The following is a 21,608-nucleotide window of genomic DNA, read 5'->3' as shown; positions in this document are numbered from 1 at the left end:
ACGGAAAGTGTGTATATGACAACACAATTGGATTCCGCCGACCTCGACACGGTCGCAGTTGCGGCGACGGCAGAACAGTGGCTCTCCGATTTTGCCGACCTCCTCCGCTCCGGAGTGGGTGCTGAGATGGTTCTACACCCCGACGTGTGGTGGCGCGATCTGCTCGCCTTCTCCGGTGACCTACGCAGTCTCAACGGCAGCGCACCGATCGATGCCGTCATCGCGTCCGCGTTGGAGCAACGCGTGCACGGCGAACACCTCGACCCGGTTGCCGCACCAGCATTGGTTCCGACACTGTCCGGATCCACGATCCAACTACTGTTCCGGTTCGACAGCGACCTCGGCCACGTACGGGGTGTTGCCAGGCTGATCCTCGACGACGGCACCTGGCGGGCCCGGAATCTCCTCACCGCACTGGATACCCTGGCAGGCCACGAACCGACCACCGGCGAGCATCGACCGGACGGCACGGGGGATCATCCGGAGTACTGGTCGGCACGGCGCAGCCGCGAAGTCGAGTGCCACGACGCCGATCCGGATGTTCTCGTAATCGGTGCCGGCCACTCGGGCCTGGCATTGGCCGCTCAACTCGGCGTGCTCGGAGTCAGGACCCTTCTGGTCGACCGCGGTGATCGAGTCGGCGACAACTGGCGCGGGCGCTACGACTCGTTGGTGCTACACGACGCGGTCTGGTCGAATCATCTTCCGCTCATGCCATTCCCATCGTCCTGGCCGGTTTTCACGCCCAAGGACAAGATGGGCGACTGGCTCGAAATATATTCACGTGCGATGGATCTGAACGTGTGGACGCGGTCGGAGATTGTGGAATCCACATTCGATCCAGGCGAGCGGCGCTGGACCGTCGTCGTCGATCGTAACGGCACACGGCGCACACTACGTCCGCACCACGTGGTTCTCGCGACAGGTCTCAGTGGTACCGAACCTGTCCTTCCAGAATTTGCGGGCGCCGAGGATTTTGCCGGCGAACTGCTGCATTCGAGCCGGTATCGCACCGAACCGGCACGCAAGGGAACCCGCACCGTGGTGATCGGAACCGGCAACAGCGGCCACGACATCGCGCAGGATCTCTACGAATCGGGTGCGCAGGTGACACTGATCCAGCGTGGGCCCACCCACGTGGTGAGCGGGCACACCCTGTCTGATCGAGGCCGGATGCGCTACGGCGAACACACCTCCACGGACGTGGCCGACCTGCTCGACGCGTCGTCGGCACGGCTCGATCCACAATTTCTTGCGGCTTTGAAGTACGGGTCCGCCGCAATGGCCGAGGACGACCGCGACCTGCTCGACGCTCTCGCCGCCAAGGGATTCGTGCTCTCCGACGGTGTGGACGGCACCGGAGTGATGATGCTGTTCCTGACACGCAACGGCGGTTACTACATCGACGTCGGCGCCTCCCCGCTCATCGCTGATGGCAGCATCGAACTGGTGTCAGGTTCGACCGTCGAGCGACTCGTGCCTGATGGGCTGATCATGTCGGACGGCACCCACGTCCCGGCGGACACCATCGTGTGCGCCACCGGGTTCCGCGGAATTCTCGACACCGCACGACGCGTCCTCGGTGATGCCGTCGCCGACGCCTGCGGTCCGGTCTGGGATCTGGACGACGAGGGCGAGCTTCAGTCGGTGTGGCGGGCGTCCGGGCACGACCGGTTCTGGATCCACGGTGGGAACTTCATGCTGGTGCGTAACTACAGCAAGTACCTCGCGTTGCAGATCAAGGCAGACCTGACCGGCGTCGAATTACCAACGCTGACCTGACGATCAGATGTCGGATACCATCCGACTTTCTTCCGGGCCTGAGAACGGCTGCGCGCTAACCGCATACAGCCGCCTTCTCTGGGTATACACAGGCATGACGGTTCCTGTGACTGCACAATCACAACTGCAGGTGCTCGTGGTGACCACTCTCGTACTCAGTGCTGTATTCCTCGCCGTCGCCGGAATTCTCGAAGGTGATTTCGGTACGGCCGTCTGGGTCGCGGTGGTGCTGCCCTTGCTTTTCGATTGGCGGATCACCGTGCGAGGCAAGCCTTCTGCGATCCGTCCCGACTCGCCCCGTTGGCAGGTGGCCAAGCTGGTCTATGTCCTCGCTCTCGGGGTGTCGGGTACGGCAATTCTGGCATTCGACGACCGCGCCTTCGCCCGCATCGCGGGTTTACTCCTGATTGTCACCACGCTGTGTTACTTCGCGGCGTTCTACGATGCGCGCAGGCTCAGGCCACAGACTGCCTGATCGACTGATCACAGTTCCCTTTGACAACTTCCCTCCCGCAATGGACGGTAAGGGGTAGCTGGATACGAACAATCAGGACACCGACCACCGTGAAATACCGTTGTGAGGAGCAGAAGTTCATGCCAGAGCCGCGAAGAGCCGAACATACCGATTACGTCGCCGCGAATCCCATTTTCTCCAGACCTGGAGAAGATTCGGTTGCCTCGAAATACACTCTCGAACCTGATGGCATGCTCCCCGAAACTGCCTATCAAATCGTCCACGACGAAACGATGTTGGACGGCAATGCCCGTTTGAATCTCGCGACGTTTGTCGGCACGTGGATGGACGACCACGCCACGCGCTTGTATTCAGAGTCGTTCGACAAGAACATGATCGACAAGGACGAGTACCCGCAGACGGCCGCGATCGAAACATACTGCTGGCGGATGCTCGCCGACCTGTGGAACGCACCGTCTCCGAAAGACGCGATCGGTACGTCGACCATCGGCTCGTCGGAAGCCTGCATGCTGGGCGGACTCGCTCTCAAGCGTCGCTGGCAGCACGCCAGGCGCGCTGCAGGCAAACCGGTGGACCGCCCGAACATGGTGATGAGTTCAGCCGTGCAGGTGTGCTGGGAAAAGTTCTGCAACTACTGGGACATCGAAGCGCGATACGTCCCCATCAGCGAGGAACATCGCACACTCGACGGGCACGATCTCGAGAAGTACGTCGACGAGAACACCATCGGTGTCGTCGCAATCATGGGTGTCACCTACACCGGCATGTACGAACCCGTGCTCGAGATATCCAATGCACTCGACGCGATCCAGAAGAAGACCGGACTCGACATCCCGATCCACGTCGACGGAGCGTCCGGCGCCATGATCGCACCGTTCCTCCAACCGGAAATCGAATGGGACTTCCGGCTCCCCCGAGTTCATTCCATCAACACGTCGGCGCACAAATACGGGCTGGTGTACCCAGGTCTTGGCTGGGTGGTGTGGCGCTCGGAGGACCTGCTCCCCGAGGATCTGGTGTTCAAAGTCAGTTATCTCGGCGGCAGCATGCCGACCTTTGCACTCAACTTCTCGCGCCCCGGCGCCCAGGTGATCTTGCAGTTCTACATGTTCTTGCGGCTAGGCCACGACGGTTACCGTTCCATCCAGCAGTCCTCGCAGGACGTCGCGAAATTCCTCGCCGAAGGAATCGGCAAGCTCGACGCCTTCGAACTCTGGAACGACGGCAGCGATATTCCGGTGTTCGCGTGGCGCCTGAAGGCCGGGCACACCGAGAATTGGACGCTGTACGACCTGTCGGATCGACTACGCGCCAAGGGCTGGCTCGTGCCGGCCTATCCCATGCCGGACAACCTCACCGACCTCACCGTGCAACGCATTGTCGTGCGTAACGGTCTGAGCATGGACTTGGCTGCCAACCTGTTGGGTGTCATCGAAGAGGAAACCGCGTTCCTCGACGAACTGTCCAGCCCGATGCCCAAGCCTCGTGTCACCGAGGGATTCCACCACTAAGCGAACCTGAACAAACAAAAGCGGCCGCCGAACCCGTGAGGGTTCGGCGGCCGCTTTGTCAGCTAGCTGAAATCAAGCAGCGCAAGCCGGGGTGGTCAGCTGAGCGAAGCTGACGATCTGGCAAGCGGTGGTCTTGGACAGTGCCCACTCGCCGTCCAGGTTCACGAAGACAGCGTTCATGCCGCCGGCAAGGGGCTGGCCGTTGATAACGATGGCGAGCGGTGCGGTAGCCGTGTCGCTGCCCGAATCGGTGACGGGGTCGACAACCTCGACCTGTGCGCCGGCAGCCTTGGCAGCCGCGGCGACCTGGTTGATCAGCTCGGGATCGGCGTCTGCGCCCTCGACGAACTTGACCTTCTCCGAAGACGGAACGCTCTCGTCGAGTGCCGTCGCGATCTTGGCGTTGAGCTCGGCTGCAGTCGGCAGCGCGACCTCGACCGTGGTGGTCGTGGCCTTCGCGGAGGTTGTGGTCTTGGGGGCGGGATCGGCCTCTTCGGAACTGCAGGCAGTCATCGTCAGGGCCGCTGCAATCGCGACGGCTGCGACGGTCATGTTACGAAGCTTCAACTTCTCAGTCCTATCCATTCCGGTTTTCACAAACGAGCGTTGTCAGCACTGACGTGCATCGCTCGCGGTCCGCCACAACATTACCCAACGGTAAGCCGAAAAAGTCTAAGGGTGTCCTTAGAGAAGGCTGTCGAGTGCATCCGCCACCTGAAGCGACGCATCGTCGTCGGTGAAGGTTTTAGCGATTCCTGTTCCTGTGGAACGGGTTTCGAAGCGAACGGTCACGACACCATGACCGGCGCCCTGCACCCAACCGTGTCCGAATTCGGGATGGCTCACATCCAGACCGGGATGCCAGTATCGTTCCGGAACCCGCGCAGGAATGGGACTCTCGTCGAGATCCTCCGCGAGAGTGTCCATCGGATATCCCGGCACATCCTGATCCAACTCCGGAAACAGCGATCCCTGACGCACTGTGGAGAGCCCGGCAAATCCCACCCCCACCAACCGGATCGGCCCCAATTCCACCGGATCGATCACCTGCTTCTGCGCGGTGGCAATCAGGATCGCCCGGTCGAGGGTGGCATATGGCAACGTCACCGACCTGGTCAGCACACTCATGTCGGATTTCTTCAGCTTGAGCACGACCGTGCGCGCCGCGCGGCCGTCCTTCTCCAACCGTGAGAACGCCGCCCCACCGCTGTTCTCCACCGCCGCACGCAACTGCCCCAACGTGACGATGTCGCTCGCGAACGTCGATTCCGCACTGATCTGCTTGGAGTCCGCGCGCTCGGCCACGGGACGATCGTCGATACCCTGCGCCAGACGATGCAAGCCAGGGCCTACCGTCGTACCGAGGATGGACGCGACCTCCGATATCGGAGTGCGCGCAAACCCCCCGATAGTCACGATCCCCAACCGTTTGAGCTTCTCCTCAGCCACCGGGCCGATTCCCCACAGCTTGCGAACCGGAAGGGAATCGAGGAGCTCGTGTTGCTGACCCGGCGGCACCACCGCCACACCGTTCGGCTTCGCCAGCCCCGACGCAATCTTGGCGACCTGTTTGCCCGCACCCGCGCCGATGGACGCAACCATCCCGGTCTCTGCCAGCACCAAAGCCCGCAGTTCTTCACAGAACGCCCGCACCTCGTCCGCACCGGCCCCTGCCAACTCGGCCGGTTCGCCAAACGCTTCGTCCACCGACAGCTGTTCGAGCACCGGCATGCGCAGACGCAACGCCTCGAACGCCCCTTTACTCAGTACCGAATACAGCGACATGCGCGGCGGTAGGACCACTGCCCCGCCGCCCACCAAGCGCCTTGCCTGATGCATTGGCATAGCGGACCGGGCACCGAAAGCGCGAGCCTCGTAACTTGCGCCGGCAACCACGCCCCTGCCACCGAGACCGCCCACCATGACGGGACGTCCGCGCAACGTCGGTCGGGTCAATTGCTCAGCGGAGGCGAAAAAGGCATCCATATCGAGATGAAGCACCCACCGGCGGCTTCGTGTGGGATCACCCTGGTTCATCGGCGGTAACAGTTCTCGATCTCGGCGAGCAATGGATTACTTCTGGACCTTCGGTTTGGCCTTCTTCGGTGGCTTCTTCTTGGGCAGTGGAAGCGCGTCGGCGGTTCGCTGAATGAATGCGTGCAGCCGATCCACGTCGTGAAACCGCTCCTCTGGAACCCGGTAATACTCCTTTGCGCCCGGGTACGGCGGCGCAAGGTCTGCGTCTGATCCGAACTCCGCACTGATCTCTGTCGGCTTGACGTACAGAACGTCACCGCAGATCAAGCCAACGACCTTCTCGTCGCAGTACAAGCCATACTCACCGAACATAGCCCGCGCACGGACATCGAGCGGCTCCAACTGCTCGAGAATGCGTGCCACGGTGTCCTTGCTCGCGCTCATGAGAGCAAACTACTCCGGTGCTCCGACATATTTCGGGGCACCGGAGTAGTTGTCAGCTACTAGACCTTCGTGATCGCGGCGCGAATACCGTCGCCGAGATCGACGGCACCGTCCCCGGCCTCGCCGATCGTGAACGACGTGGCCAGAACCTCACCGGCAATCAAGTCGCGATGACGATCTGCCCAGTCCTTGCGATCCTCGGGCACCTCGAGCACAACGTTGATGCGATCCGAGACATCGAGTCCCGCGGCGCGGCGCGCATCCTGCAATTGGCGGATCCGGTCCTTGGCCCACCCCTCGGCCTCGAGCTCTTCCGTCACGACGGAATCGAGCACGACAAGACCTGCACCATTGGGAAGCGCTGCAGTCGAATCAGGCTCGGCTGCAACCAGTTTCTGCGTGTATTCCTCGGGCAAGAGCTCGATGCCGGCGGCAACCACTACACCGTCCGCATTCTCGGTCCAGTCGCCGGCTTTGACGGCCTTGATGACGGTCTGAACAGACTTACCCAGACGCGGACCTGCAGCACGCGCGTTGACCGCGATCTCGAACCGACCGTGAACGTCGACGTCCTCGGTCAGGTCGACCTTCTTGACGTTGACCTCATCGGCGATCAGGCCGAGGAACGGACGCAGACGCTCGGCGTCCGGCGCTGCGACCGTAACCTCGGGCAGCGGCAGACGGACACGCAGGTTCTGCGCCTTACGCAAGCTCAACACTGTCGAGCACACCGTGCGCACGTCGTCCATGGCGGCAACGAGTTCCGGATCGCCAGGCAACTCGGACTCCGTCGGCCAATCGGCGAGATGTACCGAGCGTTCCCCGGTCAATCCACGCCAGATCACTTCGGACACCAACGGCAGCAAAGGCGCAGCCAGACGCGTCACAACCTCTAGCACAGTGTGCAGAGTGTCGATGGCATCACGATCTTCGTCCCAGAAGCGTGAACGCGACCGTCGCACATACCAATTGGTGAGTGCATCACAGAACAACCGGAGCTCGTCACAAGCTCCCGCGATGTCGTTCGCCTCGAGGGCATCGGTGATGACGTCCCTCGTGCCCGCCAGCTTCGCGAGGATGTACTTGTCGAGGATGTTCTCCGAATCCGTGCGCCACACACCACATTCCGGCGCATACAGCTGCAGGAAGCTCCAGGCATTCCACAGTGGAAGCAAAGCCTGACGCACACCTTCGCGGATGCCCTGCTCCGTCACGACCAGGTTGCCACCGCGCAGGATGGGTGAGGACATGAGGAACCAGCGCATGGCATCACTGCCGTCGCGGTCGAACACCTCCTTGACATCCGGGTAGTTACCCTTGGACTTACTCATCTTGAGCCCGTCGTCACCGAGAACGATGCCGTGTGCTGCAACAGTTTTGAAAGCGGGACGATCGAACAGAGCCGTCGCGAGAACGTGCAGGGTGTAGAACCAGCCACGGGTCTGACCGTTGTACTCGACGATGAAGTCACCCGGGTAGTGGCTCTCGAACCAGTCGCGGTTCTCGAAGGGGTAGTGCACCTGGGCGTACGGCATCGAACCGGACTCGAACCAGCAGTCCAGAACCTCGGGAACTCTACGCATCATCGACTTGCCGGTCGGGTCGTCCGGGTTCGGACGCACCAGATCGTCGATCATCGGACGGTGCAGGTCGGTCGGGCGCACACCGAAGTCTGCCTCCAACTGATCCAGGGAACCGTAGACGTCGGTACGCGGGTACTGCGGATCATCGGAGACCCACACCGGAATGGGGCTGCCCCAGTAGCGGTTTCGGCTGATGTTCCAGTCGCGAGCGCCTTCGAGCCACTTGCCGAACTGACCGTCGCGGATGTGCTCGGGAACCCAGGTGATGTCCTGGTTGAGTTCGACCATGCGGTCACGGAACTTGGTGACGGCCACGAACCACGACGGAACCGCCATGTAGATCAGCGGCTGACCACTGCGCCAGCTGTGCGGGTACGAGTGCTCGATCGTCTCGTGCCGCAACAGGTTTCCGGCAGCCTTGAGATCTTTGATGATGACGGGGTTGGCGTCGAACACCATCAGACCCTCGTACGGCGGCACCATCGACGTGAACTTTCCACCGGGGTCGAGGGGCTGAACGACCTCGATGCCGTTGGCGGTTGCAACATCCATATCCTCTTCACCGAAAGCCGGTGCGAGGTGGACGATTCCGGTACCCGAATCGGTGGTGACGTAATCGGCCGACAACACGACATGGGCGTTCGGGTGCCCGACGAAGAAGTCGAACGGCGGTGTGTACGACAGGCCGACCAGGTCGCTGCCCTTGTGCCGGGAAACGACCTCGGGCTCGTCCCCCAACTCGCGGGCGTAGTGAGCAACCCGAGCTTCGGCGAGCACGTAGCGCTTGCCGTCCTGACCGAGAACCTGGACATAGTCGATGTCGGGATGAACAGCCAAAGCGAGGTTGGATGGCAGCGTCCACGGCGTTGTGGTCCAGATGATGGCATTGGCACCGTCGAGCGGTGAGCCGGGCGCAACCAGCGGCATCTCGACGGTGACCGCCGGATCCTGACGCATCTTGTACGCGTCGTCGAGACGAGTTTCCTGGTTGGACAGCGGTGTCTGCTCGTACCAGCTGTACGGGAGAACGCGGAAGCCCTGGTAGATCAGGCCCTTCTCGTGCAGCTCCTTGAATGCCCACATGACCGACTCCATGAAGTCGAGGTCCAGGGTCTTGTAGTCGTTGTCGAAGTCGACCCAGCGAGCCTGCCGGGTGACGTACTCACGCCACTCGTCGGTGTACTTGAGCACCGACGCCTTGCAGTACTCGTTGAACTTCGCAAGTCCCATGACGTCGATCTCGGACTTGTCCTTGATGCCGAGTTGCTTCTCGGCCTCGAGCTCTGCGGGCAGGCCGTGGCAATCCCAACCGAACCGGCGCTCCACCTTGCGTCCGCGCATTGTCTGGAAGCGGGGCACCAAGTCCTTGACATACCCCGTCAAAAGGTGACCGTAGTGCGGCAAGCCGTTGGCAAACGGAGGGCCGTCGTAGAAGACGAACTCCTCGTTGCCGTCACGATTGTCGACCGATGCCCGGAACGTGTCGTCGTCGGCCCACTCTTTCAGAACCTTCTGTTCCAGGGCCGGAAATTTGACTCCGGTGTCGGCGGGGACGCCGTAATCGACTTTGGGATACCCGTTATTCGCCACTGCGATCTCCTCGTGCCTGTACGACTCGGCACGGGGACGATACGTGCGCATCTGCGTACGTACCGCGGTACCACCCCGCTTGCATCACGTGAATCCGGCAAAAAAATTTGCCGGCCTTCCGTGTTGCCTCTCTTCGCGAGCTGTGACGGGCTCACCCGTTCGGTTCTACTGAGTGCCTGACAGGCCCGAGCCTGGCTGAACACCGTTCTTCCGAAGGCTCCCCGGTGATTGCCGGTTCATCGCCTGTAATTCGTGAATAGCCTGTTCTTGACGAACAGTCTAATGCTCGCCGTTTTCGTTTGCCGACCCACCGTGGTTTCCCGGAAAATCCGTGTTGTCCGGTGTGTCGACGTCGGCGGTTGTATCCGGCTCGTCCAACGGCAGAACCGCCCTCTTACCGGTCAGCGCACTGACCAGCAGGAGGACGGCACCCGCCAAACAAATTGCAATACACGCCCACGCCCAGATAATCGACCCGGTGGTCAGCGCGATAATCAGGAAAGCAAATCCTGCCGCCGCGAGTCCTATCGTCACGACCAGCACGTGTCAACCTCTACCCGATGTCGGCGCTGACCTGGCGAGTATCCCTCGGTCAGCTGTTTCCCTTTGCGAACGACGGACTGCTGAAGGACTCCTGGCCACCGTCGACCGGAACCGCAGAACCACGCTGTTCGAGCTCTTCGAGCTGCGACTCCAGGTAGGACTTGAGGCGCACCCGGTATTCGCGCTCGAACGTCTTGAGCTGCTCGATGCGGCCCTCGAGGACAGATCGCTGCTGGTTGATGGTCGCCATGATCTCGGTGTGCTTCTTCTCGGCGTCTGCCTTGAGAGCATCGGCCTTCTCCTGAGCCTGGCGAAGCTGGGTCTCCGAGCGGGTCTGCGCATCGGTGAGCATTGCTTCCGACTTGTTGCGAGCGTCCGCGATCATGCCGTCAGCCTTGCTGCGAGCCTCGCTCATCAGCTGCTCGGAGTTGGTGCGGGCACTTCCGAGCAGCTGCTCGGACTCTGCCTTGGCATCGCCGGTGAGGCGATCTGCCATCTCCTGAGCCAGGCCGAGAACCTTGGCTGCCTGCATGTGGGTGTCGCCGCTCTGCGGAGCCTGTGCGGCAGCAGCCACGGGAACCGGTGCCACGACGGGAGCGGGCTTGGGAGCCTCGACCACGCGAGCCGGTTCTGGCTTGGGCTGGGCTACCGGGGCACCTGCATTGGCAGCCGGTGCCGGCGCCTTCTTTGCAGCAGCAAGTTCCTGATCCAGCTCGCTTACTCGCTGTTGCAGATCTGCATTTTCCTCGATGAGCTGCGAGAGCGCCTGCTCGACGAGATCAAGAAATGCGTCGACCTCGTCTTCGTTGTAGCCACGCTTGCCGATAGGCGGCTTGCTGAACGCAACGTTGTGCACGTCAGCTGGAGTCAGTTGCGGCATGGAAGGATCCCTTCACGCGTCATTTGGCGGTCAAGCAAGCATTCAGTTACAGCACGGTGTGCGTAGCAGCTAACCACTACGCGAGTTATGGGTTCCATTCTGGCACACCCCACTCAATTACCGGGCCGAGCCGACAACCGACATCAGGATGATGACGATGAAAAGCAAGACCATGATGGATAGATCCAAGCGAACCCCACCCAGGTTGATCGGGGGGATCAACCTACGGAGAAGCTTCACCGGCGGATCGGTGATCGTAAAAACGGTTTCGAGAATGATGGCGACCACTCCCGACGGACGCCAGTCTCTGGCGAACGAACGAACGAACTCGACAATCACTCTGCCGATCAGCAAAAGCCAAAACACAACCAGCACGAGGTAGATCACATCGAAAAGCGCGTTCACACCCTCACTCTGCCTGACTTCTGCGTCGCGTCCAAAACAGACACTCGCCATCCGAGGCCGGATTACGAGGCTGCGAACTCACCGAGCCGAGACCGTGAACACCCCTGGCATGCGACCCCTGCACAGGCCCCAGCGCAACAGAATGTCCAGCGTTTCGGCTGTTCAAGGAGCTATCTACGATCGAGAGCATCATTTCTGACTGTAGAAGCCCGTCTCCGCGATACGACGACGCTCCTCGGCGGAAACATCGATGTCCGCCGGTGAGAGAAGAAACACTTTGGTGGCGACCTTGTCGAACGAGCCGCGCAGAGCAAAAGCGAGACCCGCGGCGAAGTCGACCAGTCGCTTCGCGTCGGCGTTGCTCATGTCGACCAAATCCATGATGACCGGAGTGCCGTCGCGGAAGCGCTCGCCGATCGTGCGGGCTTCGGCGTAGCTCTGCGGACGCAGAGTCGTGATCTTGGCCAACGGGCCGCCGTCGTCGACTGCGGGCGCGCGGCGAACCTCAGGGCGCTCGGCGCGGGCGTCAACTGCAAGATTGCCCCGGCTGGTGGGACGAGGCGCCATCGACGGACGGGGTCCACGCGAGGCAACCGTGTCCATTCTCGGACGTGATTCGTAGCGATCGAACTCGGCTTCTTCCTCATCCCGACGGCTGGGCGCGTAGCCAGCCTTCGAGAAAGCCGGCTCGGCAAACTCGCGGTCATCGCGTTCGGCATAGCCGTCATGGCTACGACGAGGTGCGCGACGAGCCTGATCGGGTTCTTCTACGTACTCGTCCTCGTAGTCGTCGAGGGGAACCATGCCGAAATATGCCTTGAACTTGTGCAGGTTGCTCATTGATCGACCTTCCTTGGCGCGGCGGATTGTCTCCGACTGCGGCCGGTCGCGGTGTGGACGGGTTGGGCGATCACCAGAGCGATCATTTCGAGATTACTGGTCGTGAGCCGAGCAGTGCGGTTCCGACACGCACGCAAGTCGATCCGTGGCGAACCGCAGCCTCGAGATCTCCGGTCATTCCGGCCGACAACTCGACCGCATGCGGATGCGACTCGAGGACGGTCCGATGGACCTCGTGCAGGCGAGCAAACTGCTCGTCTGCGTCCGAACCCAGCGGCGGAACGGCCATCAGCCCGGCCAGTTCCAGACCGTCGGCCGTCGCGATCCGCGCGGCGAGTGCCGGTAACTCGTCGAGCGCGATGCCGCCACGCGTCGGATCGGCGTCGAGGCTCACCTGAATCAGAACTCGCAACGGTGCAGCGCGATCACCGGCGGAGAGGGCGTCGAGCGCGGCCCGATCGAGAGCGTCCGCGAGCCGCGCACTGTCGACCGAGTGAATCGCGTAGGCCCACTTCGCGACCGAACGTGCCTTGTTTCGCTGCAACTGACCGATCATGTGCCACCGAACAGGATCCGCCCCGTCGATTGCACCACCGGCGGCCGCTGCGGCGAATTCCGCAACCTTGGCTATCGCTTCCTGCTCGCGCGACTCACCGAACTCGCGGCAACCCAATTCATACAGAATTCGCGCATCCGACGCGGGGAAGAACTTGGTAACCGGGAGAAGCGTCACGGCAGAAGCCGGACGCCCTGCCGCGGCGCACGCCGCAGTGAGGCGGGACCGCACCGAATCGAGTGCCGCCGAGATCTCGGCCACGCGTCCAGAATTGTCGGCGTTCATGCAATCGGCCTAGTTGTCTTCCACAGCGACGATCGGATCCATCCAGATCACCGCAGCCTGACGCCCGGTGAGGGAATCGCGGCGGTGACTGAACAGTGCGCGGTCCTCGATCGTGCAACGAGGATCCTCGGCGACACCCGTAACACCGGCATCAAGGAGTTGTTTGCGGATTCCGGCCCGCAGGTCCAGACCGGGAGTGCCCTTCGCGGTACGAGTTGCACTGCCAGGCAGATGCTTCTCGACGTCGGCACGCATCTCGGCAGGCACTTCGTACTGCCGGCCACTGGCTGCCGGACCGAGGAAGGCGCCGATCCGAGAGACGTCAGCGCCTTGGCGAACCATCTCGGCCAGAACCCGCGGCACGATTCCGAGGCGCGCACCGATCCGGCCGGCATGCACGGCGGCGATGACGCCGGCCTGCTCGTCGGACAGCAGCACCGGAACGCAGTCGGCACTGAGCGTGGCCAGTGCCAACCCGGGGACAGTAGTGACCAAGGCGTCGGTCACCTCGATGACCTCGTCCGTCGGCTCGGTAACGACGGTTACGTTGCGCGAGTGGATTTGTTCCATCCAGACAAGATGATTCGGCTCGACTCCGATTTCGCGTGCGAGGCGTCGACGGTTTGCGTCGACGGCTTCGGCGTTGTCGCCGACGTGATCACCGAGATTGAACGAGTCGTACGGCGCTTCCGAAACACCGCCAGCGCGACTGGTCACGACACGGCGGACTCGGAAATTGGCGGTCGAGTTCTCGGTACTCAAAATTTTGTGCTCACAAACGTCGAATGTTCACTGCTGCACGGGACATGATCCCGAGGCAGCTTCCGGACAGAGATAAGGGATCAATCAAGAACAGGGTACCCAGAAAATCTGGATACCCTGCTCTCGAAAGCGTGCGCGGCGCTCTACTCAGCGACGCATGAAGACGGGAACGTCGACGTCGTCATCGCCGTCGTCCTCCTGTGGCGCAACATGGCGCGGCGGAGCAATCGGCGGCAGCGAGCCCGAACCAATCGGCTCGCGCGCAACCGGAACCTGCTGCTCCACAGGCGGTTCCGCAGCTACCGGCGAACGTCCGACCTCGCCGGCGCGCCCTGCTCCGATAGCTCCTCGGCCGGGTGCCGCGGACTCGACGGGGCGACGCGCAGGCGCTCCCCCGTCGAAACCGGCAGCGATGACCGTCACACGAACTTCGTCTCCGAGTGAATCGTCGATCACCGTTCCGAAGATGATGTTGGCATCGATGTGCGCGGCTTCCTGCACGAGGGAAGCCGCTTCGTTGATCTCGAACAGACCAAGATCGCTGCCACCGGCGATCGACAGCAGAACGCCGCGGGCGCCTTCCATCGACGCCTCGAGAAGCGGTGAGTTGATAGCGGACTCAGCAGCTTTGATCGCCCGACCTTCGCCTCGCGAGGAGCCGATGCCCATGAGTGCACTACCGGCACCGGACATGACGCCCTTCACATCCGCGAAGTCGACGTTGATCAGTCCGGGGGTGGTGATCAGGTCGGTGATGCCCTGAACGCCGTTGAGCAGAACCTCGTCGGCGCTACGGAATGCGTCCATCAAACTGACAGCCGCGTCCCCGAGCTGAAGGAGCCGATCGTTGGGGATGACGATGAGCGTGTCACACGACTCACGCAACGCCTGGATGCCCGTGTCGGCCTGGCCACCACGACGCTTGCCTTCGAAGGAGAACGGCCGGGTTACGACACCAACGGTGAGGGCGCCCAACTTCCGGGCGATGCTGGCGACGACAGGGGCACCACCGGTTCCGGTTCCACCACCCTCACCGGCGGTCACGAACACCATGTCAGCGCCCTTGATGACCTCTTCGATTTCGTCCTTGTGATCCTCGGCGGCCTTGCGGCCGACCTCGGGATCTGCACCGGCGCCGAGGCCTCGGGTCAGTTCACGACCGACATCGAGTTTGACGTCGGCGTCGCTCATCAGGAGGGCTTGCGCGTCCGTGTTGACCGCGATGAACTCGACTCCCTTGAGTCCTTGTTCGATCATGCGGTTGACTGCGTTCACGCCGCCGCCGCCGATGCCGACGACCTTGATTACGGCGAGGTAGTTGTGCGGGGGCGTCATCGGCTCTCGCCTTCCGTGTCGTATTACGCGCTGTTGTCTATTGCTGGGTAAAGCAGGTACTGGGTAAAGCGGGTGAATCTCAACTCTCAACCTCAACCACAGGGTTAGAGTTATGTCAAGTATTCGATCTGAAACCAAACGCTATGCATCGACATCACGATCCGCCATTAGGCGCGCCGAAACTTCGGGAAGTATTTGACGTGAGTTCGCACATTCCGCGCCTGAACTAACGCACCGTCGGAAGGTCGGGACTCGACACGTCGTACGTCTGGCCCGGCTGCGTCAACAGCGGCAGCGTCACCGCGGCCTTGCGATCCGACTTCTCGACGCCACCCCAGTTGACGACACGCCCGTCGACCAACGTCATCGAGACATCCGAAATGGACCGGGCAGCAACCTCTCCCACCTGCATCCGTAACTCCGGCGGCAATGCCGCGAGCACCTCGAGCGCAGCCAAGGTCGGCGGGTCGTTCCATCCGGGTGTCGCCGTCACCAGTCGGGGCACGCCGGGCGGCGGGACGCCGATCTCGAAGTCGACGCCCTTCTCGTCCAGCAGATGGGTGCCTTCCGGCGAATCCACGAACACCATGGGGACTCGCTCGGTTACCGTCACCCGAATTGTCGACGGATACATCCGCTGCACCCGCGCAGATGCAACCTTCGGAATAGCCGCGACACGTGCCGCTGCCGAACCTGCATCGACGCGCATCAACGGCGTACCGGCAGGGATTGCCAGCAATTCCAGGATCTGCTCCTCGGATACCGTCGACGCTCCCCTGACTTCGGTACCACGAACCGAGAGAACAGGTGACAACCACGCTGTCAGAACGAGTCCGACAACAACAACGACCGCCAGCGGCGCCACCACCACCGGCCGCTTGTACCAAGGCGATTTCGGTGTCGGCGGCGGCTTCGGCGCAGTAGCGCGGGTCGAGTATCGCGATTCTGTGCGGGTACTTCGCGCTCTGGCGCCTGCGGTACGCCGGGCCGCCGGATCACGACGACCGCGGCGGCTACGTGCGTCCGAACTCATCGCGTCTGCGTGCGCGAAGCCTGATGAGGAACTGCGCGCAACGCGTCGAGGATCTGTTTGCCCAACATCGTCACGTCACCGGCACCCATCGTGATGACGATGTCACCGGGACCGGCCAGGCCGGCTACCTGACGCGGCGCGAGCGACAGATCAGGCTGGTAGTGAACGGGTTTCGTGACAGCCTGTGCAACCAATGCCCCACTGACACCGGGCAACGGTTCTTCACGCGCACCGTAGACGTCGAGAACGACTACCTCGTCTGCAAGGTCCAGCGCTGCCGCGAACTCGTCGGCAAACGTCGCCGTACGTGAGTACAGGTGCGGCTGGAAAACCACGATCACGCGACCGGCAGCAGAGTTCGCAACCGATGAAACATCTTGTGGCCGAACAAGATCCGCGGCTGCGCCGAGAACTGCTCGCACCTCGGTGGGATGGTGGGCGTAATCGTCGAACACACGCACACCGCGCTCACGACCCGTGAACTGGAACCGCCTGTGCACTCCCCCGAATCCGGCGAGCCCTTCGACGATCTCGTCGATCTCCGCACCGGCATCACGCGCAGCCAACAGCGCAGCCAGAGCGTTCAACGCCATGTGACGACCGGGAACAGCCATCCGAACCGTCCGCGCAGCCTTTTCCCCCGCCAACTGGAACTGCAGGACTCCGCCGACGTCGTGCGCCCGGAAATCGAGCAGTCGCACACCCACCTCGACCCCGTCGACCGGCTCGAACGCCGCATCTCCCGCATCTGCACTGCCGTAGCCGATGACTCGAATATCGCCCCGGCCGGAAGCTACGATCCGCTTGGCCAGATCCGCCGAACCCGCGTCGTCGAGGCAGGCGATCAGGAGACCACCGGGAGCCAGTTTGCCCACAAAATCATCGAAGACCTGCACGTAGTTCTCGACGCTTCCGAAGTAGTCCAGGTGATCGGCTTCGATGTTGGTCACGACGATCACGTCGGGGTCGTACTGCAGCAGCGAGCCGTCACTCTCGTCGGCTTCCGCCACGAAGACGTCGCCGCTACCGTGATGCGCGTTGGTTCCGGCCTCGTTGAGTTCGCCCCCCACCGCAAACGACGGATCGAATCCGCAATGCTGCAGAGCGACTACCAACATCGACGTGGTCGACGTCTTGCCGTGGGTTCCCGACACCAGGAACGTGCGGTTTCCCTCCATCAACGACGCGAGAACCGCCGGCCGGAGAATCACCGGAATCCCACGACGCGCTGCTTCGACCAGTTCCGGATTGTCCTTGGGAATGGCCGCGTGCGTGGTGACGACAACAGTGGGGCCGCCGGGAAGGAGATCCAACGCGTCGGCGTCATGGCCGATCCGGACCTGCGCTCCACGTGCCCGCAAAGCCAACACGCCGCGACTTTCCTTGGCGTCGGATCCTGATACAAGTCCGCCGCGGGACAACAGAATTCGTGCGATGCCGGACATGCCGGCACCACCTATACCCACCATGTGTACTCGCTCGAGGTGGGCGGGCAGCGCGGTCATCGGTTTCCCCTATTTGTGTTGCGTACTGCGGTGTTGTTTCGTGCATCTGTGTTGCTTTTCCGGGCAGTGTCCAGAACGATCCGCGCGATCTCGGTCGCCGCGGTCCGGTGCCCGACACCGGCAGCCGCCGCGCTCATCGCCTGCAGTCGCGGCGAATCGGTGAGCAACGGCACCACGGTGTCGGCGACAAATGCCGGAGTCAGGTCGGCGTCGCTGACGATCACAGCACCACCTGCTGCGACGACTGGCTTTGCGTTCAACTCCTGCTCACCGTTTCCATGTGGCAACGGAACGTAGACGGCCGGCAGTCCGACGGAGGACACCTCAGCCACAGTCATCGCGCCGGAGCGACAGATTGCGGCGTCGGCCGCGGCATACGCAAGATCCATGCGCGAGAGATACGGCACGGCAACGTACGGCGCAGCCTCCGAGAACTGCGCGGCGTCGAGCGTGTTCTTGGGTCCGTGTGCGTGCAACACCGAGATTCCCGCGTCTGCCAATTCCCGGGCAGCGCCTGACACCGCGTCGTTGAGCGACTTGGCCCCCTGCGATCCGCCGAATACGAGCAGAACCGGACCATCGAGCGGAAGGCCGAAATATTCACGCGCCTGTGCCCGTAAACCGGCCCGGTCGAAGTTCGCGATGGATGCCCGCACCGGAATACCCACGATGTCCGCGTCGCTCGCGCCGCGATTCTTCACCCCGGACCCGGGGACTGCAGCCAGGACACGCGTTGCCAGCCGCGCACCGATCTTGTTCGCGATGCCGGCGCTGGCGTTGGCCTCGTGGATGACAATGGGAATGGTGCGACGGCGGCGCAAGACCCCACCGCGAGCGGCGAGGTACGCGGGCAGTGCCACATACCCACCAAAACCCACGATGACATCGGCGTCGACTGCGTCGAGCACCTCACGTGTCTTACGCACCGATGCTCGAATGCGTAGTGGGAGTTTCACCAGGTCCATCGTCGGCTTACGCGGCAACGGGACCGGCGGAATCAGTTCGAGTGTGTATCCCCTGGCGGGAACAAGTGTCGTCTCGAGCCCGCGGGCGGTTCCCAACGCGGTGACGATGGTGTCGGGTGCCAGCGCCTTCACGGCGTCCGCAACTGCCAGAGCAGGCTCGATATGACCAGCGGTTCCTCCACCTGCCACCACTACCGACAGAGCTGAATTAATGCCGCTCACCTACGAATTCCTCGCTCTCGAACTTCATGTGCATCGTGTGTCTTGCGCGTCGGCGCCTGCCGACGTCGTCCATTCTGCCCTGCTGGGGCCTTGCGGCTCGATTCCGCACTGCCGCGCGAGCGGCTCGATTCCGCGCTGCCGCGCGAGCGGCTCGATTCCACGCTGCCGCGAGGCCGGCTCGGCCTGACCGACTGAAACGGCACCGGCATCGGTAGCCGCAGCAGCTTGGAAATCCTACCGTCCTGACCGGAGTGCAGGGCGGCGATCGCTTCAGGCTCGTGACGTGCGGCATTGGCGACGACGCCGAACATGAACAACGTGGTTGCCGTCGACGTTCCGCCTGCCGACACGAGAGGCAGCTGCAGACCCGTGACGGGCAGTAGCCCCACGACGTATCCGATGTTGATGAACGCCTGCCCGGTGATCCAGGTCGTCACCGTCGCGGTCAGGATTCGCAGGAACGGATCCGAGGACCGCGCCGCAATCCGTAGGCCGGTGTAGACGAACAGAGCAAAGAGACCGATGACGGCAGCGCCGCCGACAAATCCGAGTTCCTCACCGATGATCGCGAAGATGAAGTCGTTGTGCGAGTTGGGCAGGTAACTCCACTTGGCCACGCTCTGGCCGAGTCCACGACCGAATATTCCCCCGTCGGCCAGCGAGTACATAGCCTGACGCGCTTGGTAGCCGGTGCCCTGCGGATCTGCATCCGAATCGAAGAAGGCGCGCACTCGGTCTGAGCGGTAACCCGCTGTCAACGCGAGAATCGCCACCGACACCACGCCGGTTCCGAGAATCGCGAGGAACAGTTTGACGGGCAATCCGCCGTACCAGAGCAGCGCAAAAAGAATGATGATGAGCGAGACGGTTGTGCCGAGGTCGGGCTGCAGGATGATCAACACGAAGACCACCAGCGCTGCCGGAACCAGCGGTACGAGTAGTTCCTTGATGGTTGTGATCTCGCCGCGGCGCGACGCCAACACGTGTGCTCCCCAGATCGCAAACGCAATCTTGGCCAACTCGGACGGCTGCACCGACAGCGGACCGATGACAAACCAACCGCGGGTGCCCTGCGCCTCGGTCCCGATACCCGGGATGAGAACAAGGACAAGCAGCACAACCGTGGTGACGAACACCGGGAACGACATCGCGCGCATCGAACGAATCGGCAACCGCAACGCGACGTAGAACAACACAAATCCCACAACGGCGAACATCGCCTGCTTCAAGAACATCGAGTACGCCGACTTGTTTTCGGCATAAGCCTCGACGCTCGACGCCGAGAGAACCATCACAAGTCCCAAGACCGTCAACATCACTGCGACGGTTACCACCAGATGAAATGACGCCAACGGCCGCGCAAGCCAGGCACCGATTCGGGTCTTGGGACCCTTGGTCATTCCGCGATCCCAGCCTTGTTCGCGCGTTCCGGCGGATCCGGCAGTGCACCGACAGCCGCGGCAAAACTGTCGCCGCGGTGGCCGTAACTGACGAACATGTCCAACGACGCCGCGGCGGGAGCAAGAACCACCGCGCTACCCGGCGACGCCAGCGCAGCGGCTTGATTCACCACCGCCGCCATCACGGCGTCCGCATCGGACCCGGATGGCAGCCGAATCACCTGCGTCGACGAGCTGAGATTTTCACTCACGTCTGCATCGTCCCCCGTCATCACGCGGACTACGGGGACCTCGGGCGCGTGTCGCGTCAATGCCTGCTCGATGTCGCCCGCGTCGCGTCCGAGTAACACCGCGCCGGCAAGTCGGCTGCGGACCTCTGTCACCAACTCGTCGACACTGGCCCCTTTGAGCAGACCACCGGCCACCCACACGACTCGATCGTGAGCCAGGATCGACGGGCGAGCAGCATGCGGGTTGGTTGCCTTGGAATCGTCGACGTACAGCACCGACCCGACATCACCGACAACTGCGCCCCGGTGCGGTCCGACCTTGTGAGCCGTCAATCCGGCCCGCACAGAGTCAGGTTCGATTCCCACAGCCCGCGCGAGGGCCGCTGCGGCAAGCGCATCCATGACACCGGCGGGGCCAGGCGGATCGATGTCCGCGGCCTCGGCCAACTGCAGGCCGTCGCCGAATGCGTTGTCGACCAGATGGCCGTCCGACACACCCAACTCGCCGGGCGCCGGAGCGCCCAACCGGAACCCCACCACGATGTCGGCCTCGGCGCCGGCACCGAGCTCTGCGGCAATCGCATCGTCGAGTCCGACTACCGCGACCTTGCCACTGAGGGCCCGAGCCTTGGCCTCCGCATACGCGGCCATCCCGCCGTGCCAATCGAGATGATCCTCGGCCACGTTGAGGACAACACCGGCGTCCGGGCGCACCGACGGCGCCCAGTGCAACTGGAACGACGACAGTTCGACGGCCAGGTAATCGACTCGCGGCGACGTGTCCGACAGCGCAGACAGCACTGGAAGTCCGATGTTGCCGCACGCCCGCCCTTCGAGACCCGCAGCGTCGAGGATGGACGCGAGCATCGACGTAGTGGTCGTCTTACCGTTCGTGCCCGTGACCACCAACCACTTTCGCGGCGGACCGTAGAGACCGCAGTGGTCGATGCGCCAGGACAGTTCGACGTCGCCCCAGATAGGAATCCCGTGTCCGGCGGCGGCCGCCAGAATCGGGGCGTCCGGCCGGAACCCGGGACTCGTGACAACCAGCGCGAACTGCGTGATCAAACCACGATCTTCCTCGATCGAACTGGTCGTGACGGTGGTCTCTGCACCGAGTTCGGCGCATCGATCGGCAAAATCCAGGGTGGAATCGGCGACGGTCACCGAAGCACCAAGTGCGACCAGAGGTTCGATCGTGGCCTGGCCGGATACCCGGCCACCGGCCACCAGAACGCGTTGTCCGCGTAGCCAACTCAGGTCGTTCGCTCCAGCTTCGGTCACG

General features: G+C 62.7%; 19 protein-coding genes. 3 read left to right on the top strand and 16 right to left on the bottom strand.

Going from position 1 to position 21,608, the window contains the following annotated elements; all coding sequences use genetic code 11:
• Positions 1–15 precede the first annotated feature (15 nt).
• The 3 genes from RG2_RS07280 (at position 16) to gad (ending at position 3,768) form a co-directional block, all read left to right on the top strand.
• Positions 16–1,782, top strand: coding sequence for a flavin-containing monooxygenase (locus RG2_RS07280; protein WP_033230990.1), 1,767 nt, complete (start codon positions 16–18; stop codon positions 1,780–1,782).
• A gap of 139 nt (positions 1,783–1,921) precedes the next feature.
• Positions 1,922–2,257 carry a hypothetical protein gene (locus RG2_RS07275; protein ID WP_133637953.1) on the top strand — a complete coding sequence of 112 codons (336 nt, stop codon included), beginning with the start codon at positions 1,922–1,924 and terminating at the stop codon, positions 2,255–2,257.
• A 119-nt stretch (positions 2,258–2,376) separates the two neighbouring features.
• Positions 2,377–3,768, top strand: coding sequence for a glutamate decarboxylase (gene gad, locus RG2_RS07270; RefSeq protein ID WP_033230992.1), 1,392 nt, complete (start codon positions 2,377–2,379; stop codon positions 3,766–3,768).
• A 72-nt stretch (positions 3,769–3,840) separates the two neighbouring features.
• Here gad and RG2_RS07265 read toward each other — a convergent pair whose 3' ends face one another.
• From RG2_RS07265 to murD, 16 genes are all read right to left on the bottom strand, one after another.
• Complete coding sequence (locus RG2_RS07265; RefSeq protein WP_033231440.1) at positions 3,841–4,335, bottom strand: WKL family lipoprotein; 495 nt, start codon at positions 4,333–4,335, stop codon at positions 3,841–3,843.
• A gap of 117 nt (positions 4,336–4,452) precedes the next feature.
• Positions 4,453–5,805, bottom strand: a complete 1,353-nt coding sequence (locus tag RG2_RS07260; protein ID WP_051730193.1) for a DNA polymerase IV — start codon at positions 5,803–5,805, stop codon at positions 4,453–4,455.
• A 36-nt stretch (positions 5,806–5,841) separates the two neighbouring features.
• The gene (locus RG2_RS07255; RefSeq protein ID WP_033230993.1) at positions 5,842–6,189 is read right to left on the bottom strand and encodes a TfoX/Sxy family protein; all 348 of its coding nucleotides are present in this window, start codon (positions 6,187–6,189) and stop codon (positions 5,842–5,844) included.
• 59 nt (positions 6,190–6,248) lie between these two features.
• Positions 6,249–9,413: an isoleucine--tRNA ligase gene (gene ileS, locus RG2_RS07250; protein ID WP_051730194.1), complete on the bottom strand. Its 3,165-nt coding sequence runs from the start codon at positions 9,411–9,413 to the stop codon at positions 6,249–6,251.
• Between the two features lie 228 nt (positions 9,414–9,641).
• A complete protein-coding gene (locus tag RG2_RS07245; protein WP_033230994.1) occupies positions 9,642–9,905 on the bottom strand; it encodes a hypothetical protein in 264 nt (87 codons plus the stop codon).
• A gap of 49 nt (positions 9,906–9,954) precedes the next feature.
• Positions 9,955–10,785, bottom strand: coding sequence for a DivIVA-like cell division protein Wag31 (gene wag31, locus RG2_RS07240; protein WP_033230995.1), 831 nt, complete (start codon positions 10,783–10,785; stop codon positions 9,955–9,957).
• A 117-nt stretch (positions 10,786–10,902) separates the two neighbouring features.
• A complete protein-coding gene (locus tag RG2_RS07235; protein WP_033231443.1) occupies positions 10,903–11,190 on the bottom strand; it encodes a YggT family protein in 288 nt (95 codons plus the stop codon).
• A gap of 189 nt (positions 11,191–11,379) precedes the next feature.
• A complete protein-coding gene (locus RG2_RS07230; RefSeq protein ID WP_033230996.1) occupies positions 11,380–12,030 on the bottom strand; it encodes a cell division protein SepF in 651 nt (216 codons plus the stop codon).
• Between the two features lie 82 nt (positions 12,031–12,112).
• Positions 12,113–12,871, bottom strand: a complete 759-nt coding sequence (locus RG2_RS07225) for a YggS family pyridoxal phosphate-dependent enzyme (RefSeq protein ID WP_033230997.1) — start codon at positions 12,869–12,871, stop codon at positions 12,113–12,115.
• 9 nt (positions 12,872–12,880) lie between these two features.
• Positions 12,881–13,636, bottom strand: coding sequence for a peptidoglycan editing factor PgeF (gene pgeF, locus RG2_RS07220; RefSeq protein WP_033230998.1), 756 nt, complete (start codon positions 13,634–13,636; stop codon positions 12,881–12,883).
• Between the two features lie 144 nt (positions 13,637–13,780).
• On the bottom strand, positions 13,781–14,968 hold the full coding sequence (gene ftsZ, locus RG2_RS07215) for a cell division protein FtsZ (RefSeq protein ID WP_033230999.1): 1,188 nt from the start codon (positions 14,966–14,968) through the stop codon (positions 13,781–13,783).
• A gap of 226 nt (positions 14,969–15,194) precedes the next feature.
• Positions 15,195–16,001, bottom strand: coding sequence for a cell division protein FtsQ/DivIB (locus RG2_RS07210; protein WP_080711560.1), 807 nt, complete (start codon positions 15,999–16,001; stop codon positions 15,195–15,197).
• Positions 15,998–17,506, bottom strand: a complete 1,509-nt coding sequence (gene murC / locus RG2_RS07205) for a UDP-N-acetylmuramate--L-alanine ligase (protein WP_033231000.1) — start codon at positions 17,504–17,506, stop codon at positions 15,998–16,000. The genes RG2_RS07210 and murC overlap by 4 nt, the downstream gene beginning before the upstream one ends.
• Complete coding sequence (murG, locus tag RG2_RS07200) at positions 17,503–18,693, bottom strand: undecaprenyldiphospho-muramoylpentapeptide beta-N-acetylglucosaminyltransferase (protein WP_033231001.1); 1,191 nt, start codon at positions 18,691–18,693, stop codon at positions 17,503–17,505. The genes murC and murG overlap by 4 nt, the downstream gene beginning before the upstream one ends.
• A complete protein-coding gene (gene ftsW / locus RG2_RS07195) occupies positions 18,690–20,093 on the bottom strand; it encodes a putative lipid II flippase FtsW (protein WP_033231002.1) in 1,404 nt (467 codons plus the stop codon). Before ftsW ends, murG begins: the two co-directional genes overlap by 4 nt.
• Complete coding sequence (gene murD / locus RG2_RS07190) at positions 20,090–21,607, bottom strand: UDP-N-acetylmuramoyl-L-alanine--D-glutamate ligase (RefSeq protein WP_371851294.1); 1,518 nt, start codon at positions 21,605–21,607, stop codon at positions 20,090–20,092. Before murD ends, ftsW begins: the two co-directional genes overlap by 4 nt.
• Position 21,608 lies beyond the last annotated feature (1 nt).

Origin of the sequence: Rhodococcus globerulus NBRC 14531, assembly GCF_001894805.1 — a bacterium.
GTDB classification, from domain to species: domain Bacteria; phylum Actinomycetota; class Actinomycetes; order Mycobacteriales; family Mycobacteriaceae; genus Rhodococcus_F; species Rhodococcus_F globerula.
Note: the sequence above shows the minus strand (reverse complement) of the source record. Positions and strands in the feature narration are given on the sequence as shown.